The organism is Aquamicrobium soli, from assembly GCF_042646345.1.
GTDB classification, from domain to species: Bacteria; Pseudomonadota; Alphaproteobacteria; order Rhizobiales; family Rhizobiaceae; genus Mesorhizobium; species Mesorhizobium soli_A.
The window spans coordinates 1-16861 of sequence record NZ_JBHRTK010000020.1 but is presented as its reverse complement, the minus strand read 5'-3'; the positions used below and the strand labels follow the sequence as shown (position 1 = coordinate 16861).

Annotated in this window: 18 protein-coding genes and 1 tRNA gene; 4 read left to right on the top strand and 15 right to left on the bottom strand. The window is 66.6% G+C overall.

Annotated features, from left to right (window positions below):
* Positions 1–6: 6 nt before the first annotated feature.
* The 6 genes from ACFOHJ_RS18610 to ACFOHJ_RS18585 all read right to left on the bottom strand — a co-directional run bounded on the left by ACFOHJ_RS18610 (position 7) and on the right by ACFOHJ_RS18585 (position 4579).
* Positions 7–1197: a CaiB/BaiF CoA transferase family protein gene (locus ACFOHJ_RS18610; RefSeq protein ID WP_378223252.1), complete on the bottom strand. Its 1191-nt coding sequence runs from the start codon at positions 1195–1197 to the stop codon at positions 7–9.
* Positions 1198–1213: 16 nt separating this feature from the next.
* Positions 1214–2026 (bottom strand): citryl-CoA lyase, encoded by an 813-nt coding sequence (locus ACFOHJ_RS18605; protein WP_378223249.1) that lies wholly within the window; start codon positions 2024–2026, stop codon positions 1214–1216.
* A gap of 21 nt (positions 2027–2047) precedes the next feature.
* A complete protein-coding gene (locus tag ACFOHJ_RS18600) occupies positions 2048–2629 on the bottom strand; it encodes an NADPH-dependent FMN reductase (RefSeq protein WP_378223248.1) in 582 nt (193 codons plus the stop codon).
* Between the two features lie 249 nt (positions 2630–2878).
* Positions 2879–3679, bottom strand: coding sequence for an IclR family transcriptional regulator domain-containing protein (locus ACFOHJ_RS18595; protein WP_378223246.1), 801 nt, complete (start codon positions 3677–3679; stop codon positions 2879–2881).
* A gap of 262 nt (positions 3680–3941) precedes the next feature.
* A tRNA-Ala gene (locus ACFOHJ_RS18590) sits at positions 3942–4017 on the bottom strand.
* A 175-nt stretch (positions 4018–4192) separates the two neighbouring features.
* Entirely contained in the window at positions 4193–4579 is a 387-nt protein-coding gene (locus tag ACFOHJ_RS18585) for a TIGR02300 family protein (RefSeq protein WP_378223243.1), read from the bottom strand.
* 195 nt (positions 4580–4774) lie between these two features.
* Here ACFOHJ_RS18585 and aroA point away from each other — a divergent pair, with 195 nt between their 5' ends.
* The 3 genes from aroA to ACFOHJ_RS18570 are packed head-to-tail and all read left to right on the top strand — an operon-like array spanning position 4775 to position 8518.
* Positions 4775–6139 carry a 3-phosphoshikimate 1-carboxyvinyltransferase gene (aroA, locus tag ACFOHJ_RS18580; RefSeq protein WP_378223240.1) on the top strand — a complete coding sequence of 455 codons (1365 nt, stop codon included), beginning with the start codon at positions 4775–4777 and terminating at the stop codon, positions 6137–6139.
* Between the two features lie 40 nt (positions 6140–6179).
* The gene (locus ACFOHJ_RS18575; protein ID WP_378223235.1) at positions 6180–7763 is read left to right on the top strand and encodes a 5-guanidino-2-oxopentanoate decarboxylase; all 1584 of its coding nucleotides are present in this window, start codon (positions 6180–6182) and stop codon (positions 7761–7763) included.
* Between the two features lie 50 nt (positions 7764–7813).
* Entirely contained in the window at positions 7814–8518 is a 705-nt protein-coding gene (locus ACFOHJ_RS18570; RefSeq protein WP_378223233.1) for an SDR family NAD(P)-dependent oxidoreductase, read from the top strand.
* 28 nt (positions 8519–8546) lie between these two features.
* Here the strand turns inward: ACFOHJ_RS18570 and ACFOHJ_RS18565 are convergent, their stop codons facing one another.
* From ACFOHJ_RS18565 to ccoN, 9 genes are read right to left on the bottom strand one after another with little or no spacing between them, the layout of a single operon-like run.
* Positions 8547–8879, bottom strand: a complete 333-nt coding sequence (locus ACFOHJ_RS18565) for a hypothetical protein (RefSeq protein ID WP_378223231.1) — start codon at positions 8877–8879, stop codon at positions 8547–8549.
* 56 nt (positions 8880–8935) lie between these two features.
* Entirely contained in the window at positions 8936–9082 is a 147-nt protein-coding gene (gene ccoS / locus ACFOHJ_RS18560) for a cbb3-type cytochrome oxidase assembly protein CcoS (RefSeq protein ID WP_378223229.1), read from the bottom strand.
* Positions 9079–11346 carry a cation-translocating P-type ATPase gene (locus ACFOHJ_RS18555; RefSeq protein WP_378223227.1) on the bottom strand — a complete coding sequence of 756 codons (2268 nt, stop codon included), beginning with the start codon at positions 11344–11346 and terminating at the stop codon, positions 9079–9081. The genes ccoS and ACFOHJ_RS18555 overlap by 4 nt, the downstream gene beginning before the upstream one ends.
* Positions 11343–12128: a DUF2189 domain-containing protein gene (locus ACFOHJ_RS18550; RefSeq protein ID WP_378223224.1), complete on the bottom strand. Its 786-nt coding sequence runs from the start codon at positions 12126–12128 to the stop codon at positions 11343–11345. The genes ACFOHJ_RS18555 and ACFOHJ_RS18550 overlap by 4 nt, the downstream gene beginning before the upstream one ends.
* 19 nt (positions 12129–12147) lie before the next feature.
* Positions 12148–12360 carry a hypothetical protein gene (locus ACFOHJ_RS18545; protein ID WP_378223221.1) on the bottom strand — a complete coding sequence of 71 codons (213 nt, stop codon included), beginning with the start codon at positions 12358–12360 and terminating at the stop codon, positions 12148–12150.
* The gene (ccoP, locus tag ACFOHJ_RS18540; RefSeq protein ID WP_378223218.1) at positions 12357–13238 is read right to left on the bottom strand and encodes a cytochrome-c oxidase, cbb3-type subunit III; all 882 of its coding nucleotides are present in this window, start codon (positions 13236–13238) and stop codon (positions 12357–12359) included. The genes ACFOHJ_RS18545 and ccoP overlap by 4 nt, the downstream gene beginning before the upstream one ends.
* A gap of 24 nt (positions 13239–13262) precedes the next feature.
* Positions 13263–13433 (bottom strand): cbb3-type cytochrome c oxidase subunit 3, encoded by a 171-nt coding sequence (locus ACFOHJ_RS18535; protein WP_378223295.1) that lies wholly within the window; start codon positions 13431–13433, stop codon positions 13263–13265.
* 2 nt (positions 13434–13435) lie between these two features.
* The gene (gene ccoO, locus ACFOHJ_RS18530) at positions 13436–14170 is read right to left on the bottom strand and encodes a cytochrome-c oxidase, cbb3-type subunit II (protein ID WP_378223215.1); all 735 of its coding nucleotides are present in this window, start codon (positions 14168–14170) and stop codon (positions 13436–13438) included.
* A gap of 6 nt (positions 14171–14176) precedes the next feature.
* Positions 14177–15832: a cytochrome-c oxidase, cbb3-type subunit I gene (gene ccoN / locus ACFOHJ_RS18525; protein ID WP_378223212.1), complete on the bottom strand. Its 1656-nt coding sequence runs from the start codon at positions 15830–15832 to the stop codon at positions 14177–14179.
* 206 nt (positions 15833–16038) lie between these two features.
* On the opposite strand from ccoN, the gene rpe reads away from it, so the two are divergent.
* The gene (gene rpe / locus ACFOHJ_RS18520) at positions 16039–16713 is read left to right on the top strand and encodes a ribulose-phosphate 3-epimerase (protein WP_378223209.1); all 675 of its coding nucleotides are present in this window, start codon (positions 16039–16041) and stop codon (positions 16711–16713) included.
* The last annotated feature ends 148 nt before the right edge of the window (positions 16714–16861 follow it).

The window sequence follows — 16861 nt, the reverse complement described above, 5'->3', positions numbered from 1 at the left end:
CGCCGGCTAGGCCAGTTGCGCGGACGGCAGCGTTTCTGCTTGCCTTTGCGGCCAGGTGCCCGGCGCTCTGGCCAGCGCGGCGCGGATTGCCTCGCCATGCTGGTCGACGACCGGCGCCGCGACCACCGTGCCGGCGCGCACGCCGTCGAACGTATGGGCCGGACGCACCGAGCGATGCGCCCCCTCGATGCGTCCCTCGACCGGCACGAACATGCCCATGTGCAGCGCCTGAGGATCGGAAACGGCATCGGATATGGAATTGATCGGCGCGAAAGGCACGTCGAACCGGGAGAAGCGCTCGGTCCATTCGCTGCGCTTGCGCGTGGCGAAGATGGCGTTGAGCGCGGCATTCAGCGCATCGTAGTTGTCGATGCGGTCAAGGCGGGTGGCAAAGCGCGAATCGGCCTTCAGTTCGGGTGCTTCCACTGCTTCAACCAGTGCGTCCCAGAACTTTTCGATCGACGACAGGTGGAAGGCAAACAGCCTCCCGTCGCTGCAACGCATGATGTAGGCCTGCGCCAGGCGCGGCCGGTCGACGCCGCTCGGTTCCTCGCCGAGCGCGAAATAGCCCATGAACGGCTCGACCGCGAAATGCGTCATCGCCTCCAGCATGGAAATGTCGATACGCTTGCCCTTGCCGGTGCGGGCGCGTTCCAGAAGAGCGGCCGAGATGCCGAGCGCGGCGTAGATGCCGGTGATCGCGTCGGCCAGCGCCGGCCCGATGAAGCGGGGTTGTTCGGGGTCGATCGCGACGCTCAGGAACCCGCTGACCGCCTGCGCCACCGAATCGTAGACCGGCCGCTGCGCATAGGGGCCGTCCGGCCCGAAGCCGCTGATCGAGCAGTAGATCAGCTTCGGGTTGATGCCGCACAGCGTCTCGTAGTCGGCGCCGATGCGCGCGGCCGCCCCCGGCCGGAAGTTCTGGATATAGACGTCCGACTGCGCCACCAGCGCGTAGAAGACATCACGGTCGGCCTTGTCCTTGAGATCCAGCCCGATGGCACGCTTGTTGCGGTTGTAGGCCTGGAAATGTGCGCTGTAGAAGCCGTTCTTGAAGCTTCGGTAGGGATCGCCGTTGCCCTTGGACTCGACCTTGATGACGTCGGCGCCGAGATCGGCCAGCATCATCGCCGAGCATGGCCCGGTGATGAAAGTGCCTTGTTCGACGATGCGTATCCCGTCCAGTACCCGTGTCATGGAATGCCCTGACCGTTCAGTTCTCGTTGGCGACGAAGCCGGCCGGGGCTGGTCCGTCATAGCTTATGGCCTTGGCCGCGCCGTGCGACAGGATGAAGCCGATCGAGCGCGTCTGTTCCTCGAGCAGGTGCGCGACGAGGCTGGCGGTGCGCGCGATCAGCGGCACGCCCTTGAGCGCCTTGAGCGGAAAGCCGGCATCGAGCAGCGTGCAGGGGATGGCGCCTGACACGTTCATCACCAGCGGCTTGCCGACGATGCCGGGCAGGCAGCGCTCCACCGCCTGCGCCGCCTTTGTGTAGTCACCTGAAAAGCCGAGCCTGCCGGCGACCGAAATCAGCTTTTCGGCGCGAGGGTCATGGCCCTTGTGCAGCGGGTGGCCGAAGCCGGGTATGGCACGCCCTTGCTCGCGGTAACGCGCCACGACGGACGAGGCCGCAGCCTCGAAGCCGGCCTCGGCGGTGTCGTTTTCCTCGACGACCGCCTGCAGCAGCAGCCCGGCCGCTTCCGCAGCGCCGAGGATCACCGAGCCGCAGCCGAGCAGGCCGGCGGCGACGGCACCTTGCAGCGCCTCGGGCGCGGCGGCCAGCGTCATGCGCGCCGCCTGCACGCTCGGCACCAGGCCGTGTTCGGAAATGGCCACCAGCGTGGCGTCGAGCATGGCGCGCTGCGCGTCGGTCGGCATCGTGCCGGCGACCAGCAGCCAGATGTGGTCCGTGAAGGATACGCCCCCCATCAGTTCACCGACCAGGTCATGGCCGCGCACGACGATGGTTTCCGGATTGGAGGTGCAGATGGACTGGAACGGGGCGTCCTGTTTGCCGATCTTCATTCTTTTTCTCTTTCCCGCATCCTAGGCATCTGCCGGCGCCGTCCCATCGACATGCTGGCGCACCCAGCGATGGAATTTCCGCATGTAGCCTTCCAGGAAGACTTGCGTCGTCTCGTCGGCGATCTCGCCTTCCGGGGAAATGAGATCGGGCGTGAGATAAAGGTAGGCTTCGGGCTGGCCCATGGTCGGCATGTCGAGATAGCCGAGGATGGCGCGCAGATGCTGCTGCGCCGCTACCGTGCCCAGCCGCCCGGCCGACGCGCCGGCGATCGCCACCGGCTTGCCCGTCCAGGCATTGGCGCCGGCCGGCCGCGACAGCCAGTCGAGCGCATTCTTCAAAAGCGCGGTGATCGATCGGTTGTGCTCGGGCGTGACGATGAGCAGGCCGTCGGCCGCCTGAACTTCATCGAAGAACCGGGCGACCGGGAGCGGGAAGCCGCCTGCCAGCCTGTCCTGGTCGAACAAAGGCAGGTCGTCGATACGGCAGAAAGTGAAGGAAAGCTCGGCGTCCGCCAGCCGCGTCAGCGCCCTGGCAAGGCTGCGGTTCAGCGAACCGGGCCTCGCGCTGCCGACCAGCACGGCGACGTGCAAACTCCTCCTCACCGCAGGTCACCCTCCCGACTGCGCCCGTTCCCCGGTGCCGGAACCGGCATTTCCGGATGGAACGGTCTGTTCTCCCGCTTCACTAATTTCGTCTATCGAATTTATTTTCGCACTATGAACGAAACAGACGGAGCCTGTCAAGGGCGCATGGAGCGCCATCGGCGATTTCCCGATGCCCGCCAAAAGCCGTGGCGGCACCCGGCTTCGATCCGGGCGCCATGCGGAGCAGGCAACGAGCGATGGAAAAAATCAGTGAGGGGCGAGCGAGTGGAGCAACGCCGGGTAGCGCATCAGCAAAGTGGAGATGCGGGCCGCGGCCACCTGCATTTCGGCGAGCCGTTGCTCCAGCAGGTCGTCCGGCTTCAGCCGGGGCGAATAGCCGGACGTGTTGACGGCGGCGACGACGCGGCCGGCGTTGTCCTTGACCGGCACGGCGAGCGCGGTGATGCCGTAGTCGAGCTGGTCGACGGTGATCGAATAGCCGTTCGTGCGCACTTCGCCCAGGATGGCGCGCAACGTCTCGAGGTCGGTCACCGTCACGTCGGTAAGCTTGTGCGGCTCGAGCTTGCGAAAATAGCCGCCAAGTTCTTCCTCCGGCAGGTAGGCCAGAAGCACGCGGCCCATCGACGTCGCATAGGCCGGATAGGTCACGCCGATGCTGGCCATACGGCGCGACGCACGCGCTTCCGACAGGTGGGCGATGTAAAGCACATGCGGCCCGTCGAGCACGCCGACATTGGCGGCGTCGCCGAACAGTTCGGTGATGCGATAAAGTTCGGGCATGATCGCTTCATCGACCCGCACCGCCTTCAGATAGGCGGAACCGAGCGTCAGGATGCGCGGCGCCAGCAGGAAATGCTTGTTGTTGCGCCGCACGAAGCCCAGGGCCTCAAGCGTGTGCAGGTTGCGGCGAACGGTGGCCGGCGACATGTCGACCTTGCGTGCGAGTTCCGTGAGCGTCATCTCCGGGTTCTGGTCGTCGAAGGCCTCGATCACCGCCAGCCCCCGCGCCAGCGCCTCGACATATTCGCCGTTCTTTTCGTCCTGCATGGCGTTCCATGTCTTTCGGTCGTGCCGGAAATATCCCGAGCCGAACTCAAACGCGGCTCGCAACAAATCGATTGAACAATATTTCGCCTAGCGAATGCAATGTAAAACTTGCGCCGATGGCTTTCTTCGCGTTTCGCATGGCCAGCGCCAAGCCGCTGCTGCGTTTCGGGAAACCCTGACGCCCCTCACAGCACCACGACATTGGGGCAAAGGGTCAGAACCGACCCCGCCAAGTAATTTATTTTGCTTGCTATGAGATAGATGGTGGAGCCAATCGGAATCGAACCGACGACCTCTTGAATGCCATTCAAGCGCTCTCCCAACTGAGCTATGGCCCCACTCCCGGCACAGGCCGGCGCCGTTTCCGGCGAAGTTCGACGCGGGTTGGAATGGCCGCGTCGTTGTCGTTGGCGGCTTCTAGCGCCGCCTTTCGCCAAGATCAAGCCTTGGCGACCGCCTTTTTTCACCTGCGGCAAAGTCGCAGGTCACGGCCGGGCGCCGGCCCGCCGGAACTCAGACTTCGTCGTCGTCGTCGCTGACGCCGACGATACCGCCAACGTCGTCGTCTTCCTCTTCCTCGTCGGTCAGGAAGGCATCGTCTTCGTCGTCGCCGAGGTCGACATCGTCGTCATCGTCGCCGAGATCGGGCAGGTCGTCGGCCTTGGCATCGTCGTCCGCATCTTCCAGCGAAACGACCTCCACGCCCTCATCCTCGTCCGCATCGACTTCCTTGGCTTCGACGTCCTCTTCTTCCTCGGCGGCAGCCTTGCTTTCCTCGAAATAGGAGCGCGGATACGTCTTTCCCGTATAGGGAGAGACGATCGGGTCCTTGTTCAGGTCGTAGAACTTCCGCCCCGTCTCGGGGTCGACGCGTTTTGTGCCGAGTTCGGTTTTTGCCACTGCAAGCCTCGTATCGAAAAGTCTGGTCCCCTTAACCACAGTTTGCGACGCTGTCAAAGACTTATAGCCGACACGCGAAATCCTCTTTCCACCGGCTCCCGGCGTGGGGGATGACCGTCGCGCCCGGGCATGATACGACACGCCCGCAACCGTGATGAATGCCCGCGCTTTCGGGCTTTTGCCCAAGGAATAACGATGTCGCACGAAGCAGCGCCGCTGCCGGCCGTCAGCCGAAAATCATCCCCTCTCTCCGGCAAGATAAGGGTGCCGGGAGACAAGTCCATCTCGCATCGCTCCTTCATGTTCGGCGGCCTCGCCTCGGGCGAAACCCGCATCACCGGCCTGCTCGAGGGCGAGGACGTCATGCGCACGGGCGCGGCGATGAAGGCGATGGGCGCGCATATCGAAAAGCACGGCGACGAATGGGTGATCCGCGGCACCGGCAACGGCGCGCTGCTGCAACCGCAGGAACCGCTCGACTTCGGCAACGCCGGCACCGGTTCCCGTCTCACCATGGGCCTGGTCGGCACCTACGACATGGAGACGACCTTCGTCGGCGACGCCTCGCTTTCCGGGCGGCCGATGGGCCGCGTGCTCGATCCGCTCAGGCAGATGGGCGTGCAGGTCCTCAAGGCGGCGCCGGGCGACCGCATGCCGCTCACGCTGCGTGGCCCGCGGCACGCCGCCCCCATCACCTACCGCGTGCCGATGGCTTCCGCCCAAGTGAAATCGGCGGTGCTTCTCGCCGGGCTCAACACGGCGGGAATCACCACCGTCATCGAGCCGGTGATGACGCGCGACCACACCGAAAAGATGCTCCAGGGCTTTGGCGCCAACCTGAGCGTCGAGACTGACGAGCGCGGGGTGCGCCACATCTTCATCGAGGGTCAGGGCAAGCTGACCGGCCAGACCATCGCGGTGCCGGGCGACCCCTCCTCCGCCGGCTTCCCGCTGGTAGCGGCGCTGATCGTGCCCGGCTCCGACATCACCATCGAGAACGTGCTGATGAACCCGACCCGCACCGGCCTGCTTGCGACCCTGCAGGAAATGGGCGGCAGGATCGACGTGCTCAACCCGCGCAACGAAGGTGGCGAGGATGTCGCCGACCTGCGCGTGCGCCATTCCGACCTCAAGGGCGTGACGGTACCGCCCGAGCGCGCGCCGTCCATGATCGACGAATATCCGGTACTCGCCGTCGCCGCCTGCTTCGCCGAGGGCGAAACGCTGATGCTCGGCCTCGAGGAACTACGCGTCAAGGAATCCGACCGGCTGGCGGCGGTCGCCACCGGGCTGAAGCTCAACGGCGTCGACTGCACCGAGGGCGAGGCGACGCTTTCGGTGCGCGGCGTGCCCGGCGGCAAGGGACTGGGCGCCGGCAAGGACGCGGCCGTCAAGACCCATCTCGACCACCGCATCGCCATGAGCTTCCTCGTCATGGGACTGGCGAGCGAAAAGCCGGTGACGGTGGACGACGCCAACATGATCGCCACCAGCTTTCCGGAATTCATGGATATGATGACGGGGCTGGGCGCATCCATCGAAACCATCCGGGCGGCATGAGCCGCCCCGCGCCTCAGCCGGCTTGAGAAAGGCCCTGCCCATGACCACCGTCGGCGAAGCCCTCATCCACCTGCTCGAAGCCCATGGCGTCGATACGGTCTTCGGCATTCCCGGCGTGCACACCGTCGAGCTCTATCGCGGGCTGGCGCGCTCGAGGATCCGCCACGTCACGCCGCGCCACGAGCAGGGCGCGGGCTTCATGGCGGACGGCTATGCGCGCGCTTCGGGCCGGCCCGGCGTCGCCTTCGTCATCACCGGCCCGGGCCTCACCAACACCATCACCGCCATGGGGCAGGCGCGCGCCGATTCGGTGCCGATGCTGGTGATCTCCGGCGTCAACGCCACCCGCACGCTCGGCAAGGGCCACGGCTTCCTGCACGAACTGCCGGACCAGCGCGGGATGATGGAAAAGGTGGCGCTGTTTTCGCAGCGCATCACCGAGGCCTCCGAACTTCCCGCGGCCCTCGCCAGGGCGTTCTCGCTGTTCGCCACGGCAAGGCCGGGGCCGGTGCACATCGAAATCCCCATCGACGTCATGGCGCTGCCGGCCGACGGGCTTGCCGCCGCACAGGTCGATGATGCCAGTCCCGGGGCGAAGGCAGCCGATATCGCTGAGGCCGCGAGGCTGGCCGGCGCAGCACGGCGCCCGCTCATCCTGGCAGGCGGCGGCGCGCGACAGGCGCAGGCCCCGTTGACGCGACTGGCCGAGCGGCTGGGCGCACCGGTGATCCAGACCGCCAACGCGCGCGGGCTCATGCATCGCCATCCGCTCGCGGTGCCCGCCAGCCCCAGCCTGAAGGCGGTGCGCAAGCTGACCGCCGAGGCCGACCTAGTCATTGCCGCCGGCACCGAATTCGGCCCGACCGACTACGACATGTACGGCGACGGCGATTTTCCCGCCCCGGCGAGCCTCATTCGCATCGACATCGACGCCGAGCAGATCGCCCGCCACCCGCCCACTATCGGGATACAGGCCGATTGCGGCGAGGCGATCGAGGCGCTGCTCGCCGAATTGGACCGAACCGCGGTGCCGGTATCCGCATGGGGCGAGGCGCGGGCGGCGGCCGCCCGCGCCGAGGCCCGCTCCGGTCTCGATCCGGCGATGCAGGCGCAGATCGAGGTAGTGGAAACCATCCGCGACGCGCTGCCCGACACCATCGTGGTGGGCGATTCGACCCAGCCCATCTATGCCGCCAACCTCTATTACGACCATGACCGGCCGGCCGGCTGGTTCAATGCCGCCACCGGCTTCGGCGCGCTGGGCTACGGCCCGGCGGCGGCGATCGGCGCGGCCATCGCCGTACCCGGCGCCCCGGTTGTGTGCCTGACCGGCGACGGCGGCTTCCAGTTCACGCTGCCGGAAATCGGGGCCGCGCTCGACGCCGAAGCGCCGGTCGTCTTCGTGGTCTGGAACAACCGCGGCTACCGCGAAATCGAAACGTCGATGCGCGACGTCGGCGTCGAGCCGGTCGGCGTGTCGCCGGCGCCGCCTGATTTCGGCAAGCTGGCGGACGCCTACGGCATCACGGCGGAAAAGCTTTCGAGCCCGCGCGGCCTGCGCGAGGCGTTGTTGCGGGCAAGAGCCGCAAATCGTCCCTACCTCATCGAGATTTCGGTTGAGTGACGCCGCTTAAGGCGCAACAATTTCCAGACGAGTTCGCGGAGCGATCGATCATGACAGCCACACTCGACGGCAAGCACATCGTGGTTACGGGCGGCACCGGGGCGCTCGGCGGCGCCGTGGTGGCCAAGCTGCTCGGCGAAGGCGCCGTGTGCCATGTGCCGAACGCCCATGCCAGCGCGCCTTCGCATTTCACCTTGACCAGCGACCGGCTGAAGCTCGCCAACAATGTCGACCTTGCCGACCCCAACAAGGTCGAAGCCTTCTATGCACGCATCCCGGAACTGTGGGCGTCCATACACCTGGCCGGCGGCTTCGCCATGGCGCCGATCGAGAATACCGCGCCCGCCTCCTTCGACGAGATGATGGACACCAATGCGCGCACCACGTTCCTGTGCTGCCGTGCGGCGGTGCGCAGCATGCTTAGCGGCGAACATGGCGGCCGCATCGTCAATGTCAGTGCCCGCCCCGGCCTCGACCCACGGCGCGGCGCAGGCATGGTCGCCTATGCGGCAAGCAAGGCGGCAGTCGCGGCGATGACGGTGGCGCTGGCGGAGGAAGTGAAGGCCAACGGCATCCTCGTCAACGCCATCGCCCCCTCCACGCTCGACACGCCGGCCAACCGCGCGGCGATGCCGAAGGCCGACTTCGACAAATGGGTCAGCCTCGATTCGGTCGCCGAGACGGTGGCGGCGCTGGTCTCCACCCGCAACATCGCCACCAGCGGCGCGCTGGTCCCGCTCTACGGCCGGGCGTAAGCCGCCGGTCGACCGCGGGACGGGCGCATCACTTGCGCCTACCCTGCCCGCAGCGCCGCGCCAGAGAATCGTTCATCGCCATGATCTTGCCGCGCGCCGTGTCCTGCCTGCGCTGGGCCTCGGTCCGGTAATCCGGGATCAAAATGCCGAGCCCCAGCGAAACGGGAGAGAACGTCACCCTGGCGTCCCTCGGCAGGTTTTCCTGGCTCGCCAGGCCGTTCCTTTCGGCAAGCAATTGCCGGCAGTCGACGTCGTCATAGAGGGTCGACACGATCACCGTCGCCTCCTCGTGTGCGATCAGGGAATTGGCACCGCAGCCGCCAAGGCCGAACAAGGCAACGATCAGCACGAGATATTTCATGGGACGACCCCGCCGTTCAGCCAATCAAAGCATTACGGCTGCGTGGAGTCTATTTCCTATTCCTGATCGTCGTCGATGAGGATGCGCTCGGCCGCGCCGTCGAGATCGTCGTACTGGCCACTTCTCAACGACCACAGGAACGCGCCGAGCCCCGCCGCACCCAGCAGCAGGGCCAGCGGCACGAGGAAGATGAGACTGCTCATCGCGCGGCCACCAGCGGATTTGTCCCGCCGACCGCCCTGCCCGCCTGGCTGCCGCGCGCCGCCTTCGCCGGCTTGCCGGCCCGCAGCCGCAGGGCGTTGGCGACGACGATGACGGAAGACAGCGACATGGCGACCGCCGCCACCAGCGGCGTGACGAACCCGGCAATGGCGATGGGCAGCGCAATCGCGTTGTAGCCGATCGCCAGGCCGAAATTCTGCTTCACCAGCCGCCCGGCATCGCGGGCGACAGCGTAGGCGGTCGGCACCGCGTCGAGGCTCTCATGCAGGAAAACGAAGTCGGCGGCGTTGCGGCCGATATCGGCGGCCGTCGCCGGCGCCATCGAGACATAGGCCGACGCGAGCGCCGGCGCGTCGTTCAGCCCGTCGCCCACCATAAGCACGCGGCGGCCCTCCCGCGCCAGCACCTGCAGGCGTCCCACCTTGTCCGCCGGCAACAGCGCGCCGGCGGAGGCGCCGATGCCGAAGCGGGCAGCGACATCGGCCACCACCGGCTCGCGGTCACCGGAAAGGATTTCGACGGCGAGTCCCGCGTCCTGTAGCTTGCGCACGGCCTCGCGGCCGCCCGGCCGCACCGTATCTTCGAAGGCGAAGGTCGCAAGCAGCCTGCCGTCGCGCGAAAGCACCGTGCCTTGCGCCGCCTCGCCCTTACCGGACAGGGCCCAGCCGGCGCGGCCAAGGCGATAGAGCGTCTCGCCCTGGCGCGCCTCGATGCCGAGGCCCGGATGCTCGACGATATCGGTGAAGCGGCTCGATGCCGGCGCCAGCCCTGCGCCGGCGGCCGCCAATGCCTGCGACAGCGGGTGGCGGGAATGGACGGCGAGTGCCGCCGCCAGCGACAGCGTGTCAGGGGCGTATCGGTCGCCGCCGAGCAGGCGAGGCCGGCCGAGCGTCAGCGTCCCCGTCTTGTCGAAGGCGACCGCGTCCACGCCGGCCAGCCGTTCGATGCCGGAGCCGTCCTTGACCATGATGCCGTTCTCGAACAGGCGGCGCGCCGCGATCACCTGGACGATCGGCACGGCGAGGCCGAGCGCGCACGGACAGGTGATGATCAGCACCGCGATGGCGATGCCGATGGCGCGGTGCCAGTCGCCGGTGGCCAGCATCCAGCCGATGAAGGTCAGCAGCGCCGTGGCATGGACGACCGGCGAATAGAGTTGGGCGGCGCGGTCGGCCAGCCGCCGGTAGCGGGCGCGGCCACCCTCTGCCGCCTCCATCAGGCGCACCATTTCGGCGAGGAAGGATTCCTGCGCCCGGGCGCTCGCCACCACGGTGAGCGGCCCGGTCAGGTTCAGCGTCCCGGCCCGGACCGTCGCGCCCGGCTCGACCCGGCGCGGATCGCTCTCGCCGGTGGCGATGGCGCAGTCGAGATCGGAAACGCCCTCGGTCACCGTGCCGTCGACCGGAACGCGCTCGCCCGCCGCCAGAAGCACGCGCATGCCCGGCTCGATCTCGGCCATGGGCAGGTAGTCGCGGCTGCCGTCCGGCCGCTCCACCATCGCGCCGCGTGGAGAGAGCCGCACCAGTCCGCGAACCGCGGCGCGCGCCTTCTCGCGCATCACATGGTCGAGCGTGCGCCCGATCAGCAGGAAGAACACCAGCGTCGTCGCCGCGTCGAAATAGGCGTGCTCGCCGTGGTGCAACGTATCGTAGAGGCTGAGGCCGAAGGCGAGCGAGATGCCGATGGAAATCGGCACGTCCATGTTGGTGCGCCCGCCTTTCAGCGCCGCGAAGGCGGAAGCGAAGAACACCCGTCCCGAATAGAGCAGACAGGGCAAGGCCAAGGCCGCCGAGATCCAGTGGAAGGCCTGCCTGGTTTCGGCGTCCGCTCCCGACCACACCGACACCGACAGAAGCATGATGTTCATGGAGCAGAAGCCGGCGACGCCAAGCGCGCGGATGAGGCGCGAAAGCTCCGGATCCGCCTTGTCTTCCTCCGCCTCGAACAGATGCGCCTGGTAGCCGGCCTTCTCCAGCGCCGCGATCATCGGCGGGGCGGCCTCGCCCCGCCACTTCACGCTGGCGCGCCTGGTGGAAAGGTTGACCCGCGCGTTCTCCACGCCGGGCAGCCGGCCAAGCGTGCGCTCCACCGTCTGGATGCAGGCCGCGCAGTGCATGGCCGGCACCGACAGGTCGGTCTGGCGCAGGCCGCCGCCAAGGTCGCGGCTGGCGAGCCTTATCTCTTCGGGCGAGGCGACGGCCGCCGTGCCGGCGGCAGCCTCGACGCCTGGCGCGCAGCAGCTCATCTGATGGCCTTATAGGCATGCCAGGTGGCATGGCCGAGCAGCGGAAAGACCACGATCAGCCCGACCAGCGCCGTGGCCACGGAAAACACGAACAGCACAGAGACGATCGCGCCCCACATCACCATCACCGGCAGGTTGCGCCACACCATGGAGATCGAGGTTCCCATGGCCGTGAAGGCATCGACTTCCTCGTCGAGCAGCATCGGCACGGAAAAGACGCTGATGGCGAAGGAGAACGCCGCGAACAGCCCGCCGACCACCGTGCCGACCAGGAGCATGCCCCAGCCCTCGGAAGTGGTGAACAGCATCTCGGTGACGTGGTCGAGGCCGGGGAACGGCCGCAGCCCGAAGAACAGCGCGTAGATGATGACGGCGGCGCGCATCCACACCAGCATCAGCAGGCACAGGATCGCGCCGGTGTAGAGCACCTGCGCCCCGGCGTTCGCCTTGACGAACAGCATGCGGTGCAGGCTGACCGGCTCGCCGTTCTCGATGGCGTAGCTCTTCTGGTAGAGGCCGATGGCGACCAGCGGGCCGACGACCATGAAACCGGCCAGCGCCGGGAACAGGATATAGTCGAGTTCGAACGCAAACAGGCCCCAGACGATGACGACGGAGGCCAGGAATACCGCCAGGCCGTAGGCAAGGCTCGGTCCCGGCCGGTCCCAAAGGTCGCGCCAGCCATGGGCGAGCCAGCCGAAGGCGGCGCTGGCCGGCAGGTTGCGGCGGCGCTGCTGCGCCAGCGGAATGGGGGCAGCGTCGGAATGGCTGAGTGAAGGCATGGCCGCTATCCTTTCCGTTTCAACAGGCCGAACGCGCCGCACGTAGCGGCGCGCCGTCGATGCCGACTTCCTTCGCATGCGGCACGCAATCCGGCTGCGAAGTAACGGCCACGTAGACAAGATGCGCATTGGCGCCGACGAAGACGGCGACGACCAGCGCCGCCAGCGCCAGGGCAAGCACGATGCCCCTGCGCGCCGGACGCTTCGCCCCTGTCCCGGCGGCCGCGCTCATTTGCCGTCGCCCGGCAGCGTGTGGACATAGAGCGTCAGCAGCTTGATCTGCAGCGGCGACAGGCGGCTGTCCCAATGCGGCATGTGCCCCTGCCGGCCGGAATAGACCGAGGTGTAGACCGACTGCTCGTCGCCGCCGTAAATCCAGCTGTTGTCTGTCAGGTTCGGCGCGCCGGTGTCATGGCTGCCCTTGGCGTCCTCGCCGTGGCAGGCCATGCAGTTGTCAGCGAACACCTGCTTGCCGGCCTCGATGCGATCGGCGTTGCCCCCGGCCGGCAGCGCGCCAGACAGCGAGCGTACGTAAGCCACGACGTTCTGGATCTGGGTGCGGTCGAGCATCGCATCGCGGCCGAAGGCCAGCATCTGCGAGGTGCGGGTATCGTCATTGGTGGAGTTGATGCCGACGCGGATCGTCTCCTCGATCGTCTCGGGATCGCCGCCCCACAGCCATGCCTTGGCCGCCAGGTCGGGGAAGCCCGGCCCGCCGGTGGCGTTGACGCCGTGGCAGGCGGCGCAATTGTCCTCGAACAGCCTGCGGCCCGCCTCCTTGACCGGCTGCATCAGCGCCGGGTCGGCCTCGATGTCGGCATAGCTCATGGAACTGACCTTGCCGGCCCACTGCTCGGCAAGGCCGGCCTCCGCCTTGGCCACCTGCTCGGTGACCAGGTTGCGCTGGTCGAAGCCGGTGAGCCCCTTGGTGAAGGTGCTGCCCAGCGGCCAGGTCGGGTAAAGCACCCAGCAGATGACCGCGAAAACGAAGGTCGCGGCCAGGAACGCGAACACCACCCGGGGAATCGGCGTTTCCAATTCCTCGATGCCGTTCCACTCGTGGCCGGTGGTGGTGCGACCGGTGACCGGATCCTGCTTGACTGTGCTCACTGCGCTATCTCCACGGCTCTCGGTCTATTCAAGCGGCTCGTCGTCATTGTCGAGGGTGCTTTTCTTGGCGCGGTCGAAGCGCTTCCTGTTGGACGGCCACATCGCATAGATCAGCACCGCGACGGCGAAGGCCAGGAAGTAGAACAGCCCCCAGCTCTTGGCGATGCCGACAAGCGTCTGATGGTCGACGTCCATCGTCATTCACCTTCCGGTTCGGGTTTCGAATAGGCGGCCTCGGTGAGGTGCCCCAGAATCTGCAGGTAGGCGACCAGCGCGTCCATCTCCGTCACCCGCGAGGGGTCGCCGTCGAAGGCGCGCACCTGCGTGGCCGCCCCGTAGCGCTCGGTGAGCCCTCCCGTTCCGGGGCTGTCCGGCGTCGCCTGCGCGTAGGCGTCCTTCGACGCCTCGTCGATCATCGCCTGCGTGTAGGGAACGCCGACATCCGACTGCGCCTTCAGGTGCAGGGAAAGGTCGGTCATCTTCAGGTCGTTGCGCATGAGCCAGCCGTATTTCGGCATCACCGAGCCCGGCACGACATCGCGCGGATTGATGAGGTGGGCCACCTGCCAGGCATCGGAATATTTGTTGCCGAGGCGGGCGAGGTCGGGACCGGTGCGCTTGGAACCCCACAGCATCGGGTGGTCGTATTTCGATTCGACCGCCAGCGAATACGGGCCGTAGCGCTCGACCTCGTCGCGCAGGGTGCGGATCATCTGCGAATGGCAGGCATAGCAGCCTTCGCGGATGTAGATGTTGCGCCCGGCCAGCTCCAGCGGCGTGTAGACGCGCATGTCGGGCGCGTCCTCGACCGTCTCGTTGATGGTGAACAGCGGCGCGATCTCGACGAAGCCGCCGATCGAGGCCACGGCCACGATGGCCAGGACAAAACCGATGGTGTTGCGTTCGATCTTGCGGTGGAAGAATTCAGTCATGGTCGGTTACTCTCCGGCCTGGACGGCGTCGCGAGCGAAAAGCGGCACGTCGGCATCTTCTTTCTGGCGGGCGATGTCGGCCCGGGCCTCGCGGATCGTCATCCATATGTTGTAGGAGCACACGATCGCGCCGATGAGGAACAGGAAGCCGCCGGACGCGCGGGCGATGTAGTAGGGATGCATCGCCTCGACCGTCTCCAGGAAGGAATAGGCGAGCGTCCCGTTCTCGGTGTAGGTGCGCCACATCAGGCCCTGGATGATGCCCGAGTTCCACATCGCGAAAACGTAGACGATGGCACCCGCCAGCGCGAGCCAGAAGTGGACCTCGACCAGCTTGGCCGAATACATGGCCGGGCGCTTCCACATCCACGGCACCAGCGCGTAGAGCGCGCCGAAGACGATCATCGAGTTCCAGCCGAGCGTGCCGGCGTGGACATGGCCGACGGTCCAGTCGGTATAGTGGGAAAGCGAGTTGACCGGCCGGATCGCCATGAACGACCCCTCGAAGGTGGCGAGCCCGTAGAACACCGCCGCCACCATCATGAAGCGCAGCGTGGCGTCGTCGCGCACCTTGCCCCAGGCGCCGTTCAGCGTCGCCAGCGCGTTGCCGGCCGAAGCCCAGGAAGGCACCAGGAGCATGACCGAGAACGACATGCCGAGCGTCTGGACCCACTGCGGCAGGGCCGTGTAGTGCAGGTGGTGCGAACCCGCCCACATGTAGAAGAAGGTGATGCCCCAGAAGGAGATGATCGACAGCCGGTAGGAGAAGATCGGCCGGCCGGCGCGCTTGGGCAGGTAGTAGTACATCATGCCTAGGAAGCCGGCGGTGAGGAAGAACGCGACCGCGTTATGGCCGTACCACCACTGCGTCATCGCATCCTGCACGCCCGAAAACAGCGAGTAGCTCTTGGCCGAGCCCCAGGAGATCGGCACCGCCAGGTTGTTGACGATGTGCAGGATCGCCACCACCAGGATGAAGGCCATGTAGTACCAGTTGGCGACGTAGATATGGGGTTCCTTGCGGCGCGCCAGCGTGCGCAGGTAGATCAGGAAATAGACCACCCACACCACCACCAGCCAGATGTCGGCATACCATTCCGGCTCGGCGTATTCCTTCGACTGGGTGATGCCCATGAAGTAGCCGGTCACCGCCAGGATGCAGAACAGGTTGTAGCCGAGCAGCACGAACCACGGGCTCAACTGGTCGGGCAGCCGCGCGCGCGAGGTGCGCTGGAGGACGTGGAAGGAGGTGGCGATCAGCGCGTTGCCGCCGAAGCCGAAGATGATGCCGGTGGTATGCACAGGCCGGATACGGCCGAAACTCGACCAGGCGGCATCGAAGGTAAGGTCGGGCCAGGCGAGGAGCGCCGCCACCCAGACCCCGAAGAACATGCCGAAGATCGCCCAGGCCATGGTCAGCACGATGCCGACCTTGGTGGGGTCGTCGAAATAGTGCGAAAGCCGTTCCGCGTCGGGCTCGGGCGTGTTGTAGCCGGCCATCACCACGAAGGCGAGGCCGATGCTGAAGATCATGACGATGATGCCATGAACGCCGAGCGGATCGCCCCGGCCGCCGGCCGCCATCGCCAGCCCGCATAGGGCGGCGAGCACCAGAATGACCAACGCATATTGGCGTTCGGAAAGCGTCAGTTGCGATACCATTATGCACCCTGCCTGATTTGGCTGCCGGAACGGCGCTTTGTAGTGAGCCCAGCGTAGCAATTCTTTGCGCTGGCGCAAGGAAGCCACTCTGTCGCTGCGCCCGTTGGCCGCGCTGTGGAAATCGCGCCAGACCCTTGACAGCACTCGACAATCGCCTTGCGTGGGGCTACGCCACGAGCACACGAGTTCACGCGAAGAGGCCAATCATGACCGGCAAGACCCTGATCGCGCCATCGGTGCTTGCATCGGACTTCTCCCGGCTGGGCGACGAGATCGAGGCGGTGGTCGAAGCCGGCGCCGACTGGATCCATCTCGACGTGATGGACGGCCATTTCGTGCCCAACATCACCTTCGGGCCGCCGATCGTCGAAAAGATCCGGCGCCGGACAAACGCGTTCTTCGACTGCCACCTGATGATCGCGCCGGCCGATCCCTACCTCACCGCCTTCGCCGAGGCCGGCTGCGACGGCATGACCGTCCATGCCGAGGCCGGCCCGCATCTCGACCGCTCGCTGCAGACCATCCGCAACCTCGGCAAGAAGGCGGGCGTGGCGCTCAACCCGGCGACGCCCGAAAGCGCCATCGAATACGTGCTCGACCGGCTCGACCTCATCCTGGTCATGACGGTCAACCCCGGCTTCGGCGGGCAGGCGTTCATTCCGGCGACGCTGGAAAAAATCCGCCGGGTGAAGGCGATGATCGGCGAGCGGCCGATCCGCATCCAGGTCGACGGCGGCATCTCGCCGCAAACCGCGCCGCTGGTCGCGGCGGCCGGCGCCGATGTCCTGGTGGCCGGCGCCGCGGTGTTCAAAGGCGACGGCGTCGAGGCCTATCGCAAGAACATGTCAGCCATTCGCGACGCCGCCGACGCGGCGGTGTGAAGCATCGCCCTCGGAACAGTCGCCCCCAAGGAATTTGCGCGCGTCGCGGGCTTCATACCCCCACCCCTAACCCCTCCCCACAAGGGCAGTGTTTACATCAGACTTAGTTTGGATTCTTCTTGGGCTGTTTGTTTGATTTGCCGAGGAG